Raw genomic sequence first — 16,343 nt, 5'->3', positions numbered from 1 at the left:
CCGGCCATCTCCCCCTCAAGGGGGGAGATTAGCTCACTCCGCCACCACCAATTTATCCTGCGTCTTCGTCTCGAAATCGCTGGCGTCGTGGCGCTCGTGCAGTTGCATGGCGGGGTCGCCGAAGGCGCGGTTGACCATGCGGCCGCGTTGCACGGTCGGGCGGGCGTCGATCGCCCTGGCCCAGCGTTGTACGTGCTCGTAGTCCTGCACCGACAGGAACTCGGCGGAATCATTGTACATGCGGCCGAGCGCCAGGCCGCCATACCAGGGCCATACCGCCATGTCGGCGATCGAATAGAAGGCGCCGCCGAGGTATTCGGTCTCCGCCAGCCGCCGGTCGAGCACGTCGAACTGGCGCTTGGTCTCCATGGCGAAGCGGTCGATGGCGTATTCGATTTTTTCGGGCGCATAGGCGTAGAAATGGCCGAAGCCGCCGCCGAGATAGGGCGCCGAACCCATCTGCCAGAACAGCCAGGACAAGGTTTCCGCGCGCGCCGGCTGTTCGGTCGGCAGGAACTCGCCGAACTTTTCCGCGAGATAAAGCAGGATCGAGCCGGACTCGAAGACGCGGACAGGCGTCTTGCCGCTGCGGTCGAGCAGCGCCGGGATCTTGGAGTTGGGGTTGACCTCGACAAAGCCCGAGCCGAACTGGTCGCCATCGTTGATGCGGATCAGCCAGGCGTCGTATTCGGCGCCCTTGTGGCCGAGCGCCAGAAGCTCCTCCAGCATGACAGTCACTTTGACCCCATTCGGCGTCGCCAGCGAATAGAGCTGCAGCGGATGCTTGCCGACCGGCAGCACCTTGTCATGCGTCGGACCGGCAATAGGCCGGTTGATGCTGGCGAACGTACCGCCATTGGCTTTCTTCCAGCTCCAGACTTTCGGCGGGGTGTATTCGGTCATGCGGGAAATTCCTTGGTTTGGCGGGCGAAACGACTTGCGCGACGGCGCGAGACTGATGGCGGAAAAGTCGGCGGAACCTAGATACGGGAACACATAGGTGCAATTCAGAAAGGTTCAACTTGTGTTGAACTATTATCGATGTCGGCGCCGCCCCTCATCGCCCTGCCGGGCACTTCTCCCCGTATAGTGACGGGGAGAAGGACGCTGTCGCCTACTGATTTCCCCAATTGCCAGCGTTGCCAAGAGCGCCGATGTTGCGGCCATCTCCCTTCTCCCCGTCACTATACGGGGAGAAGGTGCCGGCAGGCGGATGAGGGGCAGCGCCAGCCTCTGAAATGATTGCCTTGTTGCCTAAGCCCTTGCGCCCTGTGCAGCGCGGCATACCTATAGAGGATACTGCCCACGCATATCTGCCAGGATGACCGCATGCCGATCGATCCCGTTTCCCCGCTCTTGCGCTCCGTCGTTGGCGTGCGCGCCATGGTTCCCGACGATGCCTTCACGGCCAATGCCCTGGGCACGCGCCGGGAAGGCAGCGGCGTCGTCATCCGCGGCGACGGGCTGGTGCTCACCATCGGCTATCTCATCACCGAGGCCGAGGAGGTCTGGCTGACCGACCAGGACGGCCGCGTCGTGCCGGCGCATGCGCTGGCCTATGACCAGGAGACAGGCTTCGGCCTGGTGCAGGCGCTGGCGCCGCTCGGCCTGCCGGCGGTGGCGCTGGGTGACGCCTCGAAGGCGAAGATCGGCGACCCCGTGGTGTTTGCCGACGGCACCGGCCGCTCGGTCAAGGCACACATCGTCACCAAGCAGGAATTCGCCGGCTATTGGGAATATCTGCTCGACGAGGCGATCTTCATTGCCCCGGCGCATCCGTCCTGGGGCGGCGCGGCGCTCATCGGCCAGGATGGCAGCCTGCTCGGCATCGGTTCGCTGCTTTTGCAGATGAGCCGCAACGGCGAGGTCGCCGACATCAACATGGTCGTGCCGATCAACCTTCTGACCCCGATCCTCGACGATCTCCTGACGCGCGGCCAGGTGGCGAAGCCGCCGCGCCCATGGCTCGGCGCCTTCTCGGCCGAGTCGAACGGTGCGGTCGTGGTGATGAGCGTCGCCGAAGGCGGCCCCGCCGCCAAGGCCGGCCTGCGCCAGGGCGACATCATCTCCGACGTGCGCGATGGCGAGGTCGACGGTCTCGCCGATTTCTACCGCAAGCTATGGCAGAATCCGGCGGGTTCGGAGATTCCTCTCAGGGTCGTGCGTGACGGTCGTGAGACTTGGCTGCGAGTGAAATCCGCCGACCGAAACAGCTTTTTGAAGAAACCGCATCTGCAGTGAAGCCAATCTCCCCCCAAGTGGGGGAGATGCCCGGCAGGGCAGAGGGGGGGCGCGAAGGATCGCGACCTCTCGATCTATTTTCTGACAAGAATCGCGGGATAAACGTGGCTGACACTAGCCGGTGCGTTGGCGGGACAGCGGCCCCCCTGCCGGCCATCTCCCCCACAAGGGGGGAGATTGGCTGCCCCCTCAATCCCCGCACACCCTAAAAGGCGTCCCCGTGTCCCACTCCGCGAAGGGCACGACCTGGCCTTCGACAGACACGATACTGTTCACCTTGCTATCATCATCCTGCGTCTGCATACTTTTGCCCTTGCCGGTCAGCACGTCGTAGTCGCAGCTGCTGTAGACGACAACGGACTGGTATTTGTAATGGTCATAGGCAACGCCGGCGACGACGAAGGCCTCGTTGCGCCAGGCGATGGTCAGCGTCATGTCGGTCCGCTCGCCGGGGCCGATCAGCCCCGGCAGATAGATCTTGATCGAGCCGTTGGGCAGCAAGGTCAACTCCGGTTCGATGCCGGAGCCCTCATAATGCGGCTGGTCGTAGTCGTTCCATTCGCCGTAGACCTGCTCATGCACGACGCCGGCGGGTTTCAGAAAATTGTACTTTTTGTCCCTCAGGAAGAAATGCATGTCCATGGTATCGTCTTCGGGCTCGGTCTCGACGATCATCGCCAGATCGGCGGCGCCGTCGCCATTGAAGTCGCCGGTCAGCGCGGTGATGATTTTCTGGGTTTCGATCGGTTCGGCCAGTGCCGAGGTCGGCAGCAGAAGGATGAGGCCGAGTAACATCGCTCGCATGGCATTTCCCCCGAATTGCAGTCTGCCTTGCCCGGCTGACCAGCAGGAAACTGCCACGGGCGTCGGCTGCGGCGCAAGCCGGCTCGCAATAGGCTAGGGGGTATCGACGCCGCTGACGGAAACTGGCATCGACAGCCGATACAGCCGGCCCGGCAACAACGAGGTGATGATGGCGCCGTTCAAGGTCGATCCCGACAAGGTTCATGAATTCCCCGATCCCGACAGTTTTTACGCCTGGCTGCGCGAAAATCATGCCGGCGAGAGCGAGGTCTGGATCAAGGTCCACAAGGTCGGCTCGGGCCTCGCCTCGATCACGCCGAAGCAGGCCATCGACGTGGCGCTGTGCTTCGGCTGGATCGACGCCATACGCAAGCCGCTCGACGACAAGAGCTTTCTGCAGCGCTACACGCCGCGCGGCAAGAAGAGCATCTGGAGCAAGATCAACATCGACAATGTCGCCCGCCTGGTCGAGGAGGGCCGCATGACCGAACACGGGCTGAAACAGGTCGAGGCGGCCAAGGCCGACGGCCGCTGGGACCGCGCCTATGCCTCAGGCAAGGACATGAAGATCCCTGACGATCTGCAGGCCGCCATCGATGCCGAGCCGAAGGCGAAGGAGATGCTGGCAAAGCTTTCCGCCCAGAACCGGTTCGCGCTGGCGTTTCGAACGCACAACATGAAGACGGAGGCGGGGCGCAGGAAGAAGATCGAGGCTTTTGTCGAGATGCTGAAGCGCGGCGAGACGATCTATCCGCAGAAGCGGTGAGGCGACGGCAAGCGGCTGCCATGGTGCGCGCAGCTAAAAACCCGCGTGTGAGGTTCTGGCCTCCCTTTCTTGGACATAACCTATTGTTTTTAGGGTATTTTCCACTCGGCGTGTGGGTGATAGCTGCGATAGTGGAAAAAACATAGCAACATATTGTTAATTAAGAGTTTTCCACTATGTTAACTTGATCTTGGCTTAAGAGTGGAAAACGATGCTGAGAGAGTTGACCGGCGAGCAGCGGCGCCAACTCATAGATACGCAACAGGTCTACGAGGCCTGGCAGCGTGCTGATGACCAGCGCCAAAGGCGCTTTGCAGGCAGCATGCGCTGGGTTGAGCGCAGCGGTGCTGAATACCTGCTGCGGAAGGTCCGGCAGGTCGAGAATTCACTCGGGCCGAAAAGCAGCCAGACGGAGAAGGCGTTCGCTGCGTTTTCCGAGGGCAGGGTGCAGAACAAGGATCTGCTGGCAGGTCTGGCCGATCGCCTGAACGGCCTGGCGAAAGTCAATGTGGCAATGGGGTTGGGCAGGGTACCGGCCATCGCCGCACGGATATTGCGGCGGTGCGCCGAAACAGACCTGCTGGGCAAGCAGTTGCTGGTTGTCGGCACGAATGCGCTGTTCGCTTACGAGGCTCTGGCGGGCGTCCAGATCACCAGCGGTCTCACGGCAACCGGCGACATCGACCTGCTCTTCGATTCGCGACGTCGCATCAGCTTCGTGACCGGCGAGAGGGTAAGCCAGTCCGGCCTGATAGGCGTGTTGCGTAAAGTGGACAGGTCCTTCAAGCCGCTCCAGCCCCGGGCCTTCAGGGCAGCGAACCGTGATGGCTATCTGGTCGACCTGATCCGTCCGCAGGCAAGACATGTCCTCAAGGACAACGCCACTACCTCGATTACACAGCATGCCGACGATCTCGACAGCGCACCCATGGAGGGGCTGCAATGGCTCATCAACGCCCCGAAGGTGGAGGCTGTGGCGATCGATGAGCGTGGCTATCCCGTAAGCATGCCGACGGTCGACCCTCGAATGTTCGCTCTGCACAAGGCTTGGCTGGCCACGCTGCCTGATCGGTCTGCGGTCAAGGCAATGAGAGATCGTGAACAGGCGGAAGCGGCTGCACGCATTGCCACCGCCTATCTTGCCCTTCCGCTGGACAGCGAACATCTCAAAAGGCCTCCGGCGGCATTGCGAGACGCCGCGGCCGCAACGCTGTCCCTTCCTGGCCCGAGCGGCTTTTCCGAAGACCTTCCAATTGAGCCGGACTGGTAGCGCCCACACGCCATGCTACGAAAATAGCATTCTCCCCTTGCGAAATGTGATGCTACGGTTCCCGGCGCACCCAGGGCGGAGGGGTTGCCAAGAGGAGAAGTGGCGGGCGCTGGCCCGGATTTCAGCGAGTACCGGACGGAGCTGTTGAACCATTGCAAGGCCGCCGCGTTTTCCAGCGTCGGCCACAAGGGAGGAACCACCTGTGAAAGCATCCTATCTCGTCTCAGCCGCGCTGCTTGCGGCGACTGCGATGCCGGCGGCGGCCGGCGAAATTTCCGACGGCAAGGTCAAGATCGGCATCCTCAACGACCAGTCGGGCGTCTATGCCGATTTCGGCGGCAAATGGTCGGTCGAGGCCGCCAGGATGGCGGTCGAGGATTTTGGCGGCAAGGTGCAGGGCGCGCCAATCGAGATCGTCAACGCCGATCACCAGAACAAGCCCGACATTGCCTCCAACATTGCGCGCCAGTGGTACGACACCGAGCAGGTCGACGCGATCATGGAACTGACGACATCCTCGGTGGCGCTCGCCGTCCAGGGGTTGTCCAAGGAAAAGAAGAAGATCGACATCGTCACCGGAGCGGCATCGGCCGACCTGACCGGCAAGCAATGCTCGCCCTACGGTTTCCACTGGGCTTACGATACCCACTCGCAGGCGGTCGGCACCGGCGGCGCGCTGGTGCAGCAGGGCGGCGACAGCTGGTATTTCATCACCGTCGACTATGCCTTCGGCTATTCGCTGAAGGAGCAGACCTCAAAGGTTGTTGAGGCAAGCGGCGGCAAAGTGCTGGGCGAGGTGCGTTACCCCTTGGGATCGACGGATTATTCCTCCTTCCTGCTGCAGGCGCAGTCCTCCGGCGCCAAGGTTATCGGCCTTGCCAATGCCGGCCTCGACACCTCCAATACCATCAAGCAGGCGGCCGAGTTCGGCATCGTCGCCGGCGGCCAGCGGCTGGCAGCACTTCTGTTCACGCTTGCCGAGGTGCACGGCCTCGGCCTGCAGGCGGCGCAGGGCGTGGTGCTCACCGAAGGGTTTTACTGGGACCGCGACGACAAGAGCCGCGACTTCGCCGGGCGCTTCTTCAAGCGCACCAACCGCATGCCCAACATGATCCAGGCCGGCACCTATTCGGCGGTGCTGCAATATCTCAAGGCCATCGACAAGGCCGGCACCGACGAAACCGAGGCGGTCGCCAAGCAACTCCATGAAATGCCCGTCGACGACATCATCAACGCCAACGGCAAGGTACAGGCCGACGGCTCGATGGTGCACGACATGTATCTCTATCAGGTCAAAAAGCCCGAGGAGTCGAAGAAGGACTGGGACTACTACACCTACCTTGCGACCATTCCGGGCGACAAGGCCTTCATCAAGGCTGAAGACAGCGGCTGCCCGCTCGTCACCAAGTGACGCTGGCGCAAGCCGTGGCCGTCCAGCCGGACGGTGCCGAAATCAAGCCGCGGGTGGTGCTCTCCGCCCGCGGCCTGCGGCGCGATTTTGCCGGTTTCGTCGCCGTCAACAATGTCGACCTCGACGTCCATCACGGCCAGATCCATGCACTGATCGGGCCGAACGGCGCCGGCAAGACGACGATCTTCAACCTCTTGACCAAGTTCCTGCAGCCGAGCAGCGGCAGGATCGAACTGTTGGGCAACGACATCACCCGCACCGCGCCGGCCAGGGTGGCGCGCATGGGTCTCGTCCGCTCGTTCCAGATATCGGCGATCTTTCCGCATCTGAGCGTGCTCGACAATGTCCGCGTCGCCTTGCAGCGGCCGAGCGGGCTCGGCTTCCAGTTCTGGCGCTCGCTGGCCGCGCTTGACCAACTGACTCCACGGGCGCGCGAACTGCTTGCCGTCGTCGGTCTCGACGATGTCGCGCATCGTCCGGCCGGCGATCTCTCCTATGGCCGAAAGCGCGTGCTCGAGATCGCCACCACGCTGGCGCTCGACCCGAAAGTGCTGCTGCTCGACGAGCCGATGGCCGGCATGGGGCACGAGGATGTCGGCGTCATTTCCGGCATTATCCGCTCGCTGGCAACGGACCGCGCCGTGCTGATGGTCGAGCACAATCTCACCGTCGTCGCCGACCTCTGCGACTGGATCACCGTCATGCAGCGCGGCCAGGTGCTCGCCGCCGGCGACTACGCGACGGTGAGCAAGGACGAGCGCGTCAGGATCGCTTACATGGGGACCGAGCAGGGGGACCGAGCATGAGTGAGCCGCTGCTTGCCGTGCGCGATCTCCATGCCTGGTATGGCGAGGGCCATGCGCTGCATGGCGTCAACCTCGACGTTTTTCGCGGTGAGACCGTGACGCTGCTCGGCCGCAACGGCGTCGGCAAGACCACAACGCTGCGCGCCATCATGGGGCTGGTCCGCAAGCGCAGCGGCAGCGTCGCCTTCGACGGCAGCGACCTGATGCGCCTGCCGCTGCATCGTGTTGCCCATCGCGGCATCGGCTTCGTGCCGGAGGAACGCGGCATCTTCGCCACGCTCACCGTCGACGAGAACCTGATCCTGCCGCCGGTGGTGGCCAAGGGCGGCATGAGCGTCGACGAGATCTTCGATCTCTTTCCCAACCTCAAGGAGCGCCGCAACAGCCCCGGCACCAAACTCTCCGGCGGCGAACAGCAGATGCTGGCCATCGCCCGCATCCTGCGGACGGGCGTGCAGATGCTGCTGCTCGACGAGCCGACCGAGGGCCTGGCGCCGGTCATCGTCCAGCGCATCGGCGAACTGCTGGCGACCTTGAAAAAGCGCGGCATGACCATCCTGCTCGTCGAGCAGAATTTCCGCTTCGCCGCCCGCATCGCCGACCGCTTCTACCTGATGGAGCACGGCAAGGTGGTGGAGGGTTTTGCCGTAAGCGAGCTTGCCGCTCACACGCAACAGCTGCACGAGGTGTTGGGGGTATGATGACGACAGCCCACGGCAGTACCCCCACCCCGCTGCTGCGCAGCGACCCTCCCCATAAGGGGGAGGGTGGAGGGCCACCGCCCTACCTCCCCCTTGTGGGGAGGTCGGACCGAAGGTCCGGGTGGGGGTACGTGCGCACAGACGCATCCCCCTTGCAACACCATCGGTGACGCCATGACCATGATCTTCGGCATCCCCGTCCAGGCCTTGCTCGGCCAGATGCTGGTCGGGCTGATCAACGGCTCCTTCTACGCCATGCTGAGCCTCGGCCTGGCCGTCATCTTCGGCCTGCTGCGGATCATCAATTTCGCCCATGGCGCACTCTATATGCTCGGCGCCTTCATCGGTTACCTGCTGCTCGTCCATCTCGGCATCGGCTACTGGCCGGCGCTGCTCCTGGTTCCGCTCATCGTCGGCGTCTTCGGCATGGCGGTCGAGCGCGTGGCGCTGTCGCGGCTCTACCGCCTGGATCCGCTCTACGGGCTGCTGTTCACCTTCGGACTGGCGCTGGTCATCGAAGGCGTGTTCCGTTTCTACTACGGCGTGTCGGGCAACCCTTATGCCGTTCCGGCGCAGCTTGCCGGCGGCACCAATCTCGGCTTCATGTTCCTGCCCAACTATCGCGGCTGGGTGGTGGTGGCCTCGCTCATTATCTGCATCGGCACCTGGCTCCTGATCGAAAAGACCAGGCTCGGCTCCTATCTGCGCGCCGCGACCGAAAATCCCGAGCTGGTGCAGGCCTTCGGCGTCAACGTGCCGCTGCTGCTGACGCTCACCTATGGGCTCGGCGCGGCGCTCGCCGGCCTTGCCGGTATTCTCGCCGCGCCCGTCTACCAGGTCAGTCCGCTGATGGGCTCCGATATCATCATCGTCGTCTTTGCCGTCGTCGTGGTCGGCGGCATGGGCTCGATCCTCGGCGCCATCGTCACCGGCTATATGCTCGGCCTCGCCGAGGGCCTGACCAAGGTGTTCTATCCCGAGGCGTCGAACCTCGTCGTCTTCGTCATCATGGCGATCGTGCTGCTCCTGCGCCCCGCCGGCCTGTTCGGAAGGGACGCCTGAGATGAGCGAGGCAGCCCTTCACGACCAGCGCACCGCCGCCTCCGTGCGGCTGGAGCGGGTGTTGATAGCTTTGGCCATAGTGGCGCTCATCGCCGCGCCCTTCTTCGTCTATCCAATCTTCCTGATGAAGATGCTGTGCTTCGCGCTGTTTGCCTGCGCCTTCAACCTGCTGCTCGGCTACACCGGGCTGCTGTCGTTCGGCCACGCCACCTTCTACGGCGCCGCCGCCTATTTCTGCGCCTACGCCGTCAAGGCATGGGGCTGGCCGCCGGAAGCCGGCATCCTGCTCGGCACCGCCGGAGCGGCCGTGCTCGGCCTGGTCATGGGCTTCCTCGCCATCCGCCGGCAAGGCATCTATTTCTCGATGATCACGCTGGCGCTGGCGCAGATGTTTTATTTCTTCTGCGTCCAGGCGCCGTTCACGGAAGGCGAGGACGGCATACAGGGCGTGCCGCGCGGGCATCTGTTCGGCATCGTCGATCTCAACGTCACGCTCAACATGTACTTCGTCGTTCTCGCCGTCTTCCTCATCGGCGTCTGCGCCGTCTGGCGCATCGTCAACTCGCCCTTCGGCATGATCCTGCGTTCGATCCGCGAGAACGAGAACCGCGCCATTTCGCTGGGCTATTCGGTCGGCCGCTACAAGCTCGCCGCCTTCGTCATGTCGGCAGCCCTTGCCGGGCTTGCCGGCGCCACCAAGGCGATCGTCTTCCAGTTCGCGACGCTGACCGACGTCACCTGGCAGATGTCGGGCGAGGTGATCCTGATGACGCTGCTCGGCGGCATCGGCACCATGGTCGGTCCTGTCGTCGGCGCCGGCCTCGTCGTCGGCCTGGAAAACACCCTCGCCACCTCAGGCTTCCCTGTGACCATCGCCACCGGCCTGATCTTCATGATCTGCGTGCTGGTCTTTCGCCGCGGCATCGTCGGCGAGATTTACGCGCGCTGGCTTTCACCAGGCAATGGCCGCTCTCAGTAGGTGATGGTCACCACCACCGTGTCGGTGTAGACGCCGGCCGAGGGCGTCGTCTGCGGCGGCACGCGGCCGTAGACGATGAGCGGTTGCGCCAAGCCGGTTCCGGTGCCGGCCACCGTGCTTCCCGGCGTTCCGGCGTCACCCCAGGGCTGCGAGCGCGCGGCGTCCTTGTAGAGGCCGTAGGTCACCCGCTCAGCCCCCTTTGACATCTTTCGGTTGGTCGGCGTGCCGCCTGTCGTGCCGCCATTCAGCGACACCGTATAGGCGGTCGACGGCGTGCAGGTGACCGAGACCTGGCCGGTGGCGTCGGCATTGGCGGTGAGCACGCCCTTGGAGCCGAAATCGATGTTCTGGGTGGTGACCAGGCAATTGGCCGCAACCGTCGCGTTGATGGTGAAGGTCGGATTGGTGTCGGGGTTGCCCAAGCCGCCGCTGCAGCTGCTGCCCAACAGGGTCGTCCGGGAGAGGATCTCGACATGCGTGCTCGAAAACGTCGAGAGATAGGTGCCGGGCGGAACGGTCGACTGGCCGCCGGGCACGCGGCCATAGATGGTCGCCGTGCCCGATGAGTTGCCGAAGAGATTGGGGTTCAGCGTCTGCGGCGGCGGGCGCGAGGCATAGGCCCAGTTGTAGGAGCCCCAGACGACGCTCATTCCAGGATCCGAATAGAGCTGGTAGTTGAGGCTGTTGGCGCCGTTCGCCATCTGCCTGGCGGCCGCCGAGGAAGCGCCGCCTGTGCCGGAGGCGAAGTGCGGACAGACCAGGACGGGCAGCAGAAACGGCAAACTGCCGCTGCAATTCATGCTGAGGGTCGCGGTCGATGTCGCCGCCGTGCCTGACAGTGTGTCGATGAGGCCGAAATTCATACTGGTGACGGTGTAACTGCAGCTTTGCGCGCGGGCGAGCGACGGCAGCAGCATAAGCAGCAGGGCGATGATTACGGCGCGTAGCATTTTTCCTCAGCTCTCATTGGCACACCACGTCCCCGATCACCACCTGCCGGCCGCGCACCGCCTCGAAGGGAAACTCTGCCCGGCATGAACCGCCGTCCGCGCGCTCGACCTGCACGGAATTCTGCTTGCCGAGGCCCTTGATATAGGCCTGCCCGTCATAGCCGACGACAAAGTCTTCAGTGCCGCCATCGACGCGTCCCGACAGTCCGGCTTCGAGCGGCGTTCCGCTCGAGTCGACCAGCGTCACCAGCGCGGCCTGTGCCGCCTCGGACACGCCGAACTTCAGCACGACGCCGTTGCGGTCGGCTGGGACGACGGTCTCCTTGGTAGCCGGGACATCCGCGTCGACTGGTAGATTCTTCGGGTCGATGGAGATCGTGTTCAGCTCATAGGAGTTGAGCCCGGTGACCAGGATGCGGCCTTTGCTGTCGGTCCTGCCTACCGGCCGGTTCTGATGCAAGACCTCGACATCAGGCGTGCCGACATCAACGACGGCAAAGGCATCGTCGATGCGGTTGGTGGCGAACACCCCGCCGCCTGCGACCGCAATGGCGCCGTCCATCTGGCCGGTCACGCGAAAGTCCTTCTCGAATTGCTGGGCGCCGGCCTCGAAACGCGCAAACGGCGCGCGGTAGCTGACCGCTGCCGAACGATTGGGGACCTCGCCCTCCGAGGTGCGCAGCCGCCAGCCGATGCTGCCGTCCTCGGCCCGCTCCGATTTGGCGAGGTCGGCAGTGACATTGAGGCCGTCAGGGCCTTGCTCGACGCCTGTCGACGCCGAGATCTCGTCGTTGAACGGGATCGAAATCCCGGCGAACACGCCATAGCTGCTGTCGTCGTCGAGATCGGCGAAGGCGGTGGCATAGAGCGTGCTGCGCTTGAAGATCGCCTGGCTGTAGGACAGGCCGACGATCTGGCTGCTTTCGCCCTCGGCGCTCTTCAAATGCGTATAGGACAGGTTGAGGCTGGAGAAATCGATCGGCATCGGCACGCTGAGTGTCACCTGGTCGACCGCGCGCGGGACGCCGGCGCTGAAACGGGTGAAGTCGTCGGGGTCGAGAACCGGCTCCGCCGTCACCGAGGCGATGTCTTCATAGCCGCCAAAGGCCCGCTGCATGTGGGCGTTGATCGCCCAGCCGTCATAGCCGAATTCGACACTGGCATCGACCAGCGAGCCGGTGCGCCCGTCATGATGGCTGCCGGCGACTGCCAGCGAAGCCGCGCCATATGCCCCGAGCGGGAAGGCAGCGCCTATGCCGCCATTGATCAGGTCGGCGCCGCCCTCGGCATGGGCTTCCAATGTCAGCCGGTCGGTCACGCCGTAACGCGCCGTGGCGACCCCCATGACGCGGCCGTCGTAATCGTCGGAGGAGATGCCGAAATTGCGCCGCGCCATCCCTGCCTCCACCGAAAAGTCGAGCAGTCCCTGGCGCAGCAGCATGCTGGAGGCATAGAACGGCAAGGTGGCCGTGGTCTCGCGGCCGAGGCTGTCGCGCAGCACCACCTGCGCCTGTCCGGCGCCCGTGAACACCGGCAGATTGGTGACCTGGAACGGCCCGGGCTGGATGTCGCCGGAATAGGTGCGCACGTTCTGCGTATAGACCTCGAGCGTCGACGGCACAGCCGCCGTGCCGCCGAAGGAGGGCAGGGGTAGCGTCACCAGGTCCGATCGCAGGTGGAAGTTGCGTTGCGCCTGGATGCCGCCGAGATAGACCGGACGCGTCCACGACAATCCACCGGAGATGAAGTCGCCGGCCCGATAGGTCATCAGCCGGTCGGGGTCGGAATAGCTCCATGTCGTGTTGAGCCGCGTGAAGCCGCCCAGCCTGCCGTCGGAATAGCCGGCGATGAAGGATTGGCTGAGCGTTCCATAGGGGCTGAACACGCGCGCATCGAAGCCGCCGGAAACGCCCTGGAACAGCTCGACCTGCTTGTCGAACAATGTGTTGGAGCTGGCAAACAGCGAATAGTTGAGAACCGCGCCCAAGCCCGATTGCGGCGCCGGCCGGTCCTGCAAGCGCAAGCCGAGATCGACCATGCGCGCCTCGCGGCTGTCATTGGCGGCGGTGACGTAGAGGCGCTGCGCCGCTTCGTCGATCTGAAACGACACATCCGCCAGCTGGTCGAGCCTGACCAGGCCGTCGGTGTCGACAGCGCCCTGCGGCGGCTTCAGCCCGAGCTCCTTCAGCTCTAGCGGCGTCGATGCCAGGCCGCCATCCGGCATCTGGGTGAAGCTGCCGATCAGTTTGGTCGAGACGTCGTTGATGAACACCTCTAGATAAAGGCTGCGGCCGGCTTGCTGGCCAGGGTCTTCAGGGTTCGTCACGGCCGGCAATTCTTGCGCGTTCACCGCCGAGAAAGGTGTGAAAATCGCGAGCGCGACGACTAGCGCGATCCTATTTGCCCTTGACGGCAACTTTGGCATCGAAGGGTCCAAGATCGCTCTGTGCCTTCAAAAGCACGGAGCCAGCGGACAAGGATTTGCTGCTGCCGATCGGCCACTGCATGGTCGCGCCGCCCAGCACATAGCCGACGAGCCCGTTTCGGTTGCCGAGCTTTTTGCCGTTCTGGGTCAGGGATAGGTTGGACAAGCGGAGACGACTTTCACCGGTATTGCTGGCTGTCAGCACAAGACTGCCGCCCTTGAGCGAAACACTCCAGGCGACTGCCGGCGCGGCGGCATCGGCGTCGCGGAAAAACACCGGGACCGAATAGCGCAGCGCGAGCGCGACCGTACCGGCCTTCTTGCGCGACGGGTCGGGTAACTCGTCGACGATGACGCGGTAGCTTTCCTCGGCCCGCACCGGCGCCTTGCTGACGCGCACGACGCGAACCACGTATTGGGCATTGGGTCCGAGTTTGGTCGATGGCGGGCTGGCGACGACGTCCGTAGTCGGCGTCAGCGTCTCGATCCCGCCAGCCTGGCTCCAGGCGAAGACGCGTATCTGCACATTGATCGGCCGCTTGGGGTCATCGTTGCTGAGGTTGAGAACCGCCGAGGCGTCGGGCGAGATCAGCTCGAGACCTGTCGGCGCCACCCTGAGCGAAGCGGCTTGTGAGAGACCGGCGCACAGCAACAGAACAGCCGTGGCTCCGATGCATGAAAGCATGGATCGCATGATCGTCCTCGTGTTGGTATCGATTGTCAGTACGTTATGGTGATCGCAACGGTGTCGGTGTAGAGGCCCGCCGCCGGTGTCGTCTGCGGTGGAACACGCCCGTAGACCGTCAGCGGCTGAATGGCGCCGTTGCCGGTTCCGCCGACCGTGTCGGTGGGGATCGTGGTGCCCCAAAGCTGCGTCCGGGTGCTTTCCCTGTAGATGGTGTAGTCGATCGTCGCCGACGCCGGCCCGGTCATCTTGCGAACAGCAACCGTTGCGCCCGCGCCCGCTCCGGCGCTCAGACCAACATTGTAGGACTTGCCGGTCGTGCATTGCACGTTGATGGTGCTGGTCTGGTCGACATTCGCATCAATGACACCGTGCGAGCCGAAATCGAGATCGCTCGCCGTCTGCACCTTGCATTCGTCGGTAATCGTGATGCGGACATTCATGCTGCCCGTCGCGGTCGCGGCGATCGCGGGCAGGATGGGAAGCAGCGACGCTCCCGCCAGCAGCGCATATTTCAGCAATCTCATGCGTGTTTCCTCCGTCGGGCAGACCGTTCCTCGCAACACAGTCTTGACCCGGATTTCACTCCTACAGCTCCTCCGTTGCATGCTTCGCAAGACATCAACGATACAGTAATGTCAGAAGCGAACTGTGCAATGATTATTACAACTTAGGTTCGGATTACGACAGCGAATAACTTCGGTATGTATCGGATAATTTTGGTTAATATTTGGTTAACAGAGATGAAATGGACATTTTTCCGAAGTGAAGGTTCGTCTGTCGAAAATTTATTTTGCTTATCGTGCCGAAAAGGCGAAAATATCCGGCAAATCATCTTGATTTTGTAGAGTCTCACCTGTCGTCCTTTATTATCGGTATTTCGCGGCGTGCACCGGCGCCAAGCAGCCATCGCCATAGCCGCGCCGGTAGCTGTTCGCGCCTGTCCAAGCCTTGCGGTCGTGCTGACAGGGCCGCATTCGCCAAAACCGTGTTCCGCCCGGCCCAAGCATGGCCGTCCCGGCTGAGATAAATCCACCGCCGTCGGATCGCGGCGAAACACATGCGAATCGTTCTTGCCACGCTGGCCCGGATTTCCTTCGGCGGCGCATCGGCCGGACGGGAGATGCGCCTGTTGTCCCTTGGAGCCATGATCCACGGCCGGCAGCCGCGCGGACCGGCTGCCAGACGTCAGAAAAGGAAGAACGATGAAGAAGACCTATGAAAAGCCACAGCTCGAAAAGCGCCAGAAGCTGTCGCGTGTGACCGCTGTCGCCGGCCCATCAGTGACCAGTGAGAGCTGACGCCGTCGACCGGCATCGAACCACCAGCGGACAAGGAGAGCAGTCATGGATCAGCATGCGAACCCGTCACCCGGCTTCAGGCGCAATCCGGGCAAGGTGATCACAGTCGAGCCCTTCAACGGGCGTGTCGTCGTGTTTGCAAACGGCACCATCATCGCTTCCTCGGCAAAAGCCAAAATGGTGACCGAGCCGCCCCATCCCTTCTCCTTCTACATCCCGTTCGAGGACATCGACTTCCGCAAGCTCAGGAAGACGGAGCGGTCGACGCTGTGCCCCTACAAGGGCGACTCCAGCTACTGGAACGTGCTGCCGGCGGGCGAAACCGGTAACGATGCGATGTGGGCCTATGAGCAGCCCTTCGACGAGATGGCCGAGATTTGCGCCCACGGCGCCTTCTATCCCGACCGGGTCACCATCGACGCCACGCCGCGCTGAGCTGAGAGCGTCATGCCTGTCGCCCAAAAGTGCCCCAGCGTTTTGGAGCCGACGACAGGCATGAACAGAGGAATTTTTCAGATCAGCCAAAGCTGTCCTCATCCAGGCGCAGCGGTTTTGCGGCAACGGCATGCACAAAGACAAAAGGTCATGGACGAAAAGCAGAGAGCCATTCTCGACGAAATCCCGCGCCTGCGCCGCTATGCACGCTCGCTGCTGCGCGACCGCGATTCCGCCGACGATCTTGTCCAGGACTGCCTGGAGCGGGCGCTGCTGCGGCTGGACAACTGGCAGACGGGAGAGAGCCCGCGAAAGTGGCTGTTCACGATCATGCATCATCTGTTCATCGACCAGATGCGCAAGGTGAACCGGCGTGGCGAGGCGTCGATGCTGCCGCTCGAAGCGGGGGGGGGGCCACCCCAAACCCCCCCCCCACAGGAGAAACGAGCCCCCCCCGGCGAAAACAACCCCCAGCCGGCCGACACCCCCGCCCCCCCGGCAGCGCGG

The 16,343-nt window shown here is 63.3% G+C and carries 16 protein-coding genes; 10 read left to right on the top strand and 6 right to left on the bottom strand.

The genetic code is table 11. The features are described 5' to 3' along the window. Positions 1-33: 33 nt before the first annotated feature. A complete protein-coding gene (yghU, locus tag NKH22_RS24405; protein WP_023689843.1) occupies positions 34-903 on the bottom strand; it encodes a glutathione-dependent disulfide-bond oxidoreductase in 870 nt (289 codons plus the stop codon). 426 nt (positions 904-1,329) lie between these two features. Here yghU and NKH22_RS24400 point away from each other — a divergent pair, with 426 nt between their 5' ends. Beyond that, positions 1,330-2,241, top strand: a complete 912-nt coding sequence (locus NKH22_RS24400) for a S1C family serine protease (protein WP_023671416.1) — start codon at positions 1,330-1,332, stop codon at positions 2,239-2,241. 189 nt (positions 2,242-2,430) lie between these two features. Here NKH22_RS24400 and NKH22_RS24395 read toward each other — a convergent pair whose 3' ends face one another. Continuing rightward, positions 2,431-3,045: a hypothetical protein gene (locus NKH22_RS24395; RefSeq protein WP_023693763.1), complete on the bottom strand. Its 615-nt coding sequence runs from the start codon at positions 3,043-3,045 to the stop codon at positions 2,431-2,433. A 169-nt stretch (positions 3,046-3,214) separates the two neighbouring features. Between NKH22_RS24395 and NKH22_RS24390 the strand changes: the two genes are divergently transcribed. The 7 genes from NKH22_RS24390 (at position 3,215) to NKH22_RS24360 (ending at position 10,040) form a co-directional block, all read left to right on the top strand. Continuing rightward, complete coding sequence (locus NKH22_RS24390; protein ID WP_023693762.1) at positions 3,215-3,811, top strand: YdeI/OmpD-associated family protein; 597 nt, start codon at positions 3,215-3,217, stop codon at positions 3,809-3,811. A 211-nt stretch (positions 3,812-4,022) separates the two neighbouring features. After that, complete coding sequence (locus NKH22_RS24385; RefSeq protein ID WP_023689846.1) at positions 4,023-5,081, top strand: GSU2403 family nucleotidyltransferase fold protein; 1,059 nt, start codon at positions 4,023-4,025, stop codon at positions 5,079-5,081. Positions 5,082-5,283: 202 nt separating this feature from the next. After that, positions 5,284-6,492 (top strand): ABC transporter substrate-binding protein, encoded by a 1,209-nt coding sequence (locus NKH22_RS24380; RefSeq protein ID WP_023689847.1) that lies wholly within the window; start codon positions 5,284-5,286, stop codon positions 6,490-6,492. A 14-nt stretch (positions 6,493-6,506) separates the two neighbouring features. Further along, a complete protein-coding gene (locus tag NKH22_RS24375; protein ID WP_286456597.1) occupies positions 6,507-7,298 on the top strand; it encodes an ABC transporter ATP-binding protein in 792 nt (263 codons plus the stop codon). Then, entirely contained in the window at positions 7,295-7,999 is a 705-nt protein-coding gene (locus NKH22_RS24370) for an ABC transporter ATP-binding protein (RefSeq protein ID WP_023671422.1), read from the top strand. Before NKH22_RS24375 ends, NKH22_RS24370 begins: the two co-directional genes overlap by 4 nt. A 174-nt stretch (positions 8,000-8,173) precedes the next feature. Then, positions 8,174-9,061: a branched-chain amino acid ABC transporter permease gene (locus NKH22_RS24365; protein WP_023693757.1), complete on the top strand. Its 888-nt coding sequence runs from the start codon at positions 8,174-8,176 to the stop codon at positions 9,059-9,061. Between the two features lies 1 nt (position 9,062). Beyond that, entirely contained in the window at positions 9,063-10,040 is a 978-nt protein-coding gene (locus NKH22_RS24360; protein WP_352911327.1) for a branched-chain amino acid ABC transporter permease, read from the top strand. Here NKH22_RS24360 and NKH22_RS24355 read toward each other — a convergent pair. From NKH22_RS24355 to NKH22_RS24340, 4 genes are read right to left on the bottom strand one after another with little or no spacing between them, the layout of a single operon-like run. Further along, a complete protein-coding gene (locus tag NKH22_RS24355) occupies positions 10,034-10,990 on the bottom strand; it encodes a Csu type fimbrial protein (RefSeq protein ID WP_352911324.1) in 957 nt (318 codons plus the stop codon). The two genes, NKH22_RS24360 and NKH22_RS24355, sit on opposite strands and share 7 nt — an antisense overlap. A 13-nt stretch (positions 10,991-11,003) precedes the next feature. Continuing rightward, on the bottom strand, positions 11,004-13,415 hold the full coding sequence (locus tag NKH22_RS24350; RefSeq protein ID WP_352911321.1) for a fimbria/pilus outer membrane usher protein: 2,412 nt from the start codon (positions 13,413-13,415) through the stop codon (positions 11,004-11,006). Next, positions 13,387-14,109 carry a fimbrial biogenesis chaperone gene (locus NKH22_RS24345; protein WP_352911318.1) on the bottom strand — a complete coding sequence of 241 codons (723 nt, stop codon included), beginning with the start codon at positions 14,107-14,109 and terminating at the stop codon, positions 13,387-13,389. The genes NKH22_RS24350 and NKH22_RS24345 overlap by 29 nt, the downstream gene beginning before the upstream one ends. Before the next feature lie 26 nt (positions 14,110-14,135). Next, on the bottom strand, positions 14,136-14,627 hold the full coding sequence (locus NKH22_RS24340) for a Csu type fimbrial protein (RefSeq protein ID WP_023685937.1): 492 nt from the start codon (positions 14,625-14,627) through the stop codon (positions 14,136-14,138). 819 nt (positions 14,628-15,446) lie between these two features. Between NKH22_RS24340 and NKH22_RS24335 the strand changes: the two genes are divergently transcribed. After that, on the top strand, positions 15,447-15,836 hold the full coding sequence (locus tag NKH22_RS24335; protein WP_352445891.1) for a DUF427 domain-containing protein: 390 nt from the start codon (positions 15,447-15,449) through the stop codon (positions 15,834-15,836). 150 nt (positions 15,837-15,986) lie between these two features. Continuing rightward, positions 15,987-16,343, top strand: a 357-nt coding sequence (locus tag NKH22_RS24330) for a sigma factor (RefSeq protein WP_352911315.1), incomplete at its 3' end; no start/stop codon positions are given.

It is taken from the genome of Mesorhizobium sp. M1252, from assembly GCF_040318265.1.
Classification (GTDB): Bacteria; Pseudomonadota; Alphaproteobacteria; order Rhizobiales; family Rhizobiaceae; genus Mesorhizobium.
This window is presented reverse-complemented; position numbering and strand designations above follow the sequence as displayed.

Coding starts and splice junctions, on each gene's coding strand:
- yghU (WP_023689843.1), bottom strand. CDS start 903: ATGACCGAATACACCCCGCCGAAAGTCTGGAGCTGGAAGAAAGCCAAT.
- NKH22_RS24400 (WP_023671416.1), top strand. CDS start 1,330: ATGCCGATCGATCCCGTTTCCCCGCTCTTGCGCTCCGTCGTTGGCGTG.
- NKH22_RS24395 (WP_023693763.1), bottom strand. CDS start 3,045: ATGCGAGCGATGTTACTCGGCCTCATCCTTCTGCTGCCGACCTCGGCA.
- NKH22_RS24390 (WP_023693762.1), top strand. CDS start 3,215: ATGGCGCCGTTCAAGGTCGATCCCGACAAGGTTCATGAATTCCCCGAT.
- NKH22_RS24385 (WP_023689846.1), top strand. CDS start 4,023: ATGCTGAGAGAGTTGACCGGCGAGCAGCGGCGCCAACTCATAGATACG.
- NKH22_RS24370 (WP_023671422.1), top strand. CDS start 7,295: ATGAGTGAGCCGCTGCTTGCCGTGCGCGATCTCCATGCCTGGTATGGC.
- NKH22_RS24365 (WP_023693757.1), top strand. CDS start 8,174: ATGACCATGATCTTCGGCATCCCCGTCCAGGCCTTGCTCGGCCAGATG.
- NKH22_RS24360 (WP_352911327.1), top strand. CDS start 9,063: ATGAGCGAGGCAGCCCTTCACGACCAGCGCACCGCCGCCTCCGTGCGG.
- NKH22_RS24355 (WP_352911324.1), bottom strand. CDS start 10,990: ATGCTACGCGCCGTAATCATCGCCCTGCTGCTTATGCTGCTGCCGTCG.
- NKH22_RS24350 (WP_352911321.1), bottom strand. CDS start 13,415: ATGCCAAAGTTGCCGTCAAGGGCAAATAGGATCGCGCTAGTCGTCGCG.
- NKH22_RS24345 (WP_352911318.1), bottom strand. CDS start 14,109: ATGCGATCCATGCTTTCATGCATCGGAGCCACGGCTGTTCTGTTGCTG.
- NKH22_RS24340 (WP_023685937.1), bottom strand. CDS start 14,627: ATGAGATTGCTGAAATATGCGCTGCTGGCGGGAGCGTCGCTGCTTCCC.
- NKH22_RS24335 (WP_352445891.1), top strand. CDS start 15,447: ATGGATCAGCATGCGAACCCGTCACCCGGCTTCAGGCGCAATCCGGGC.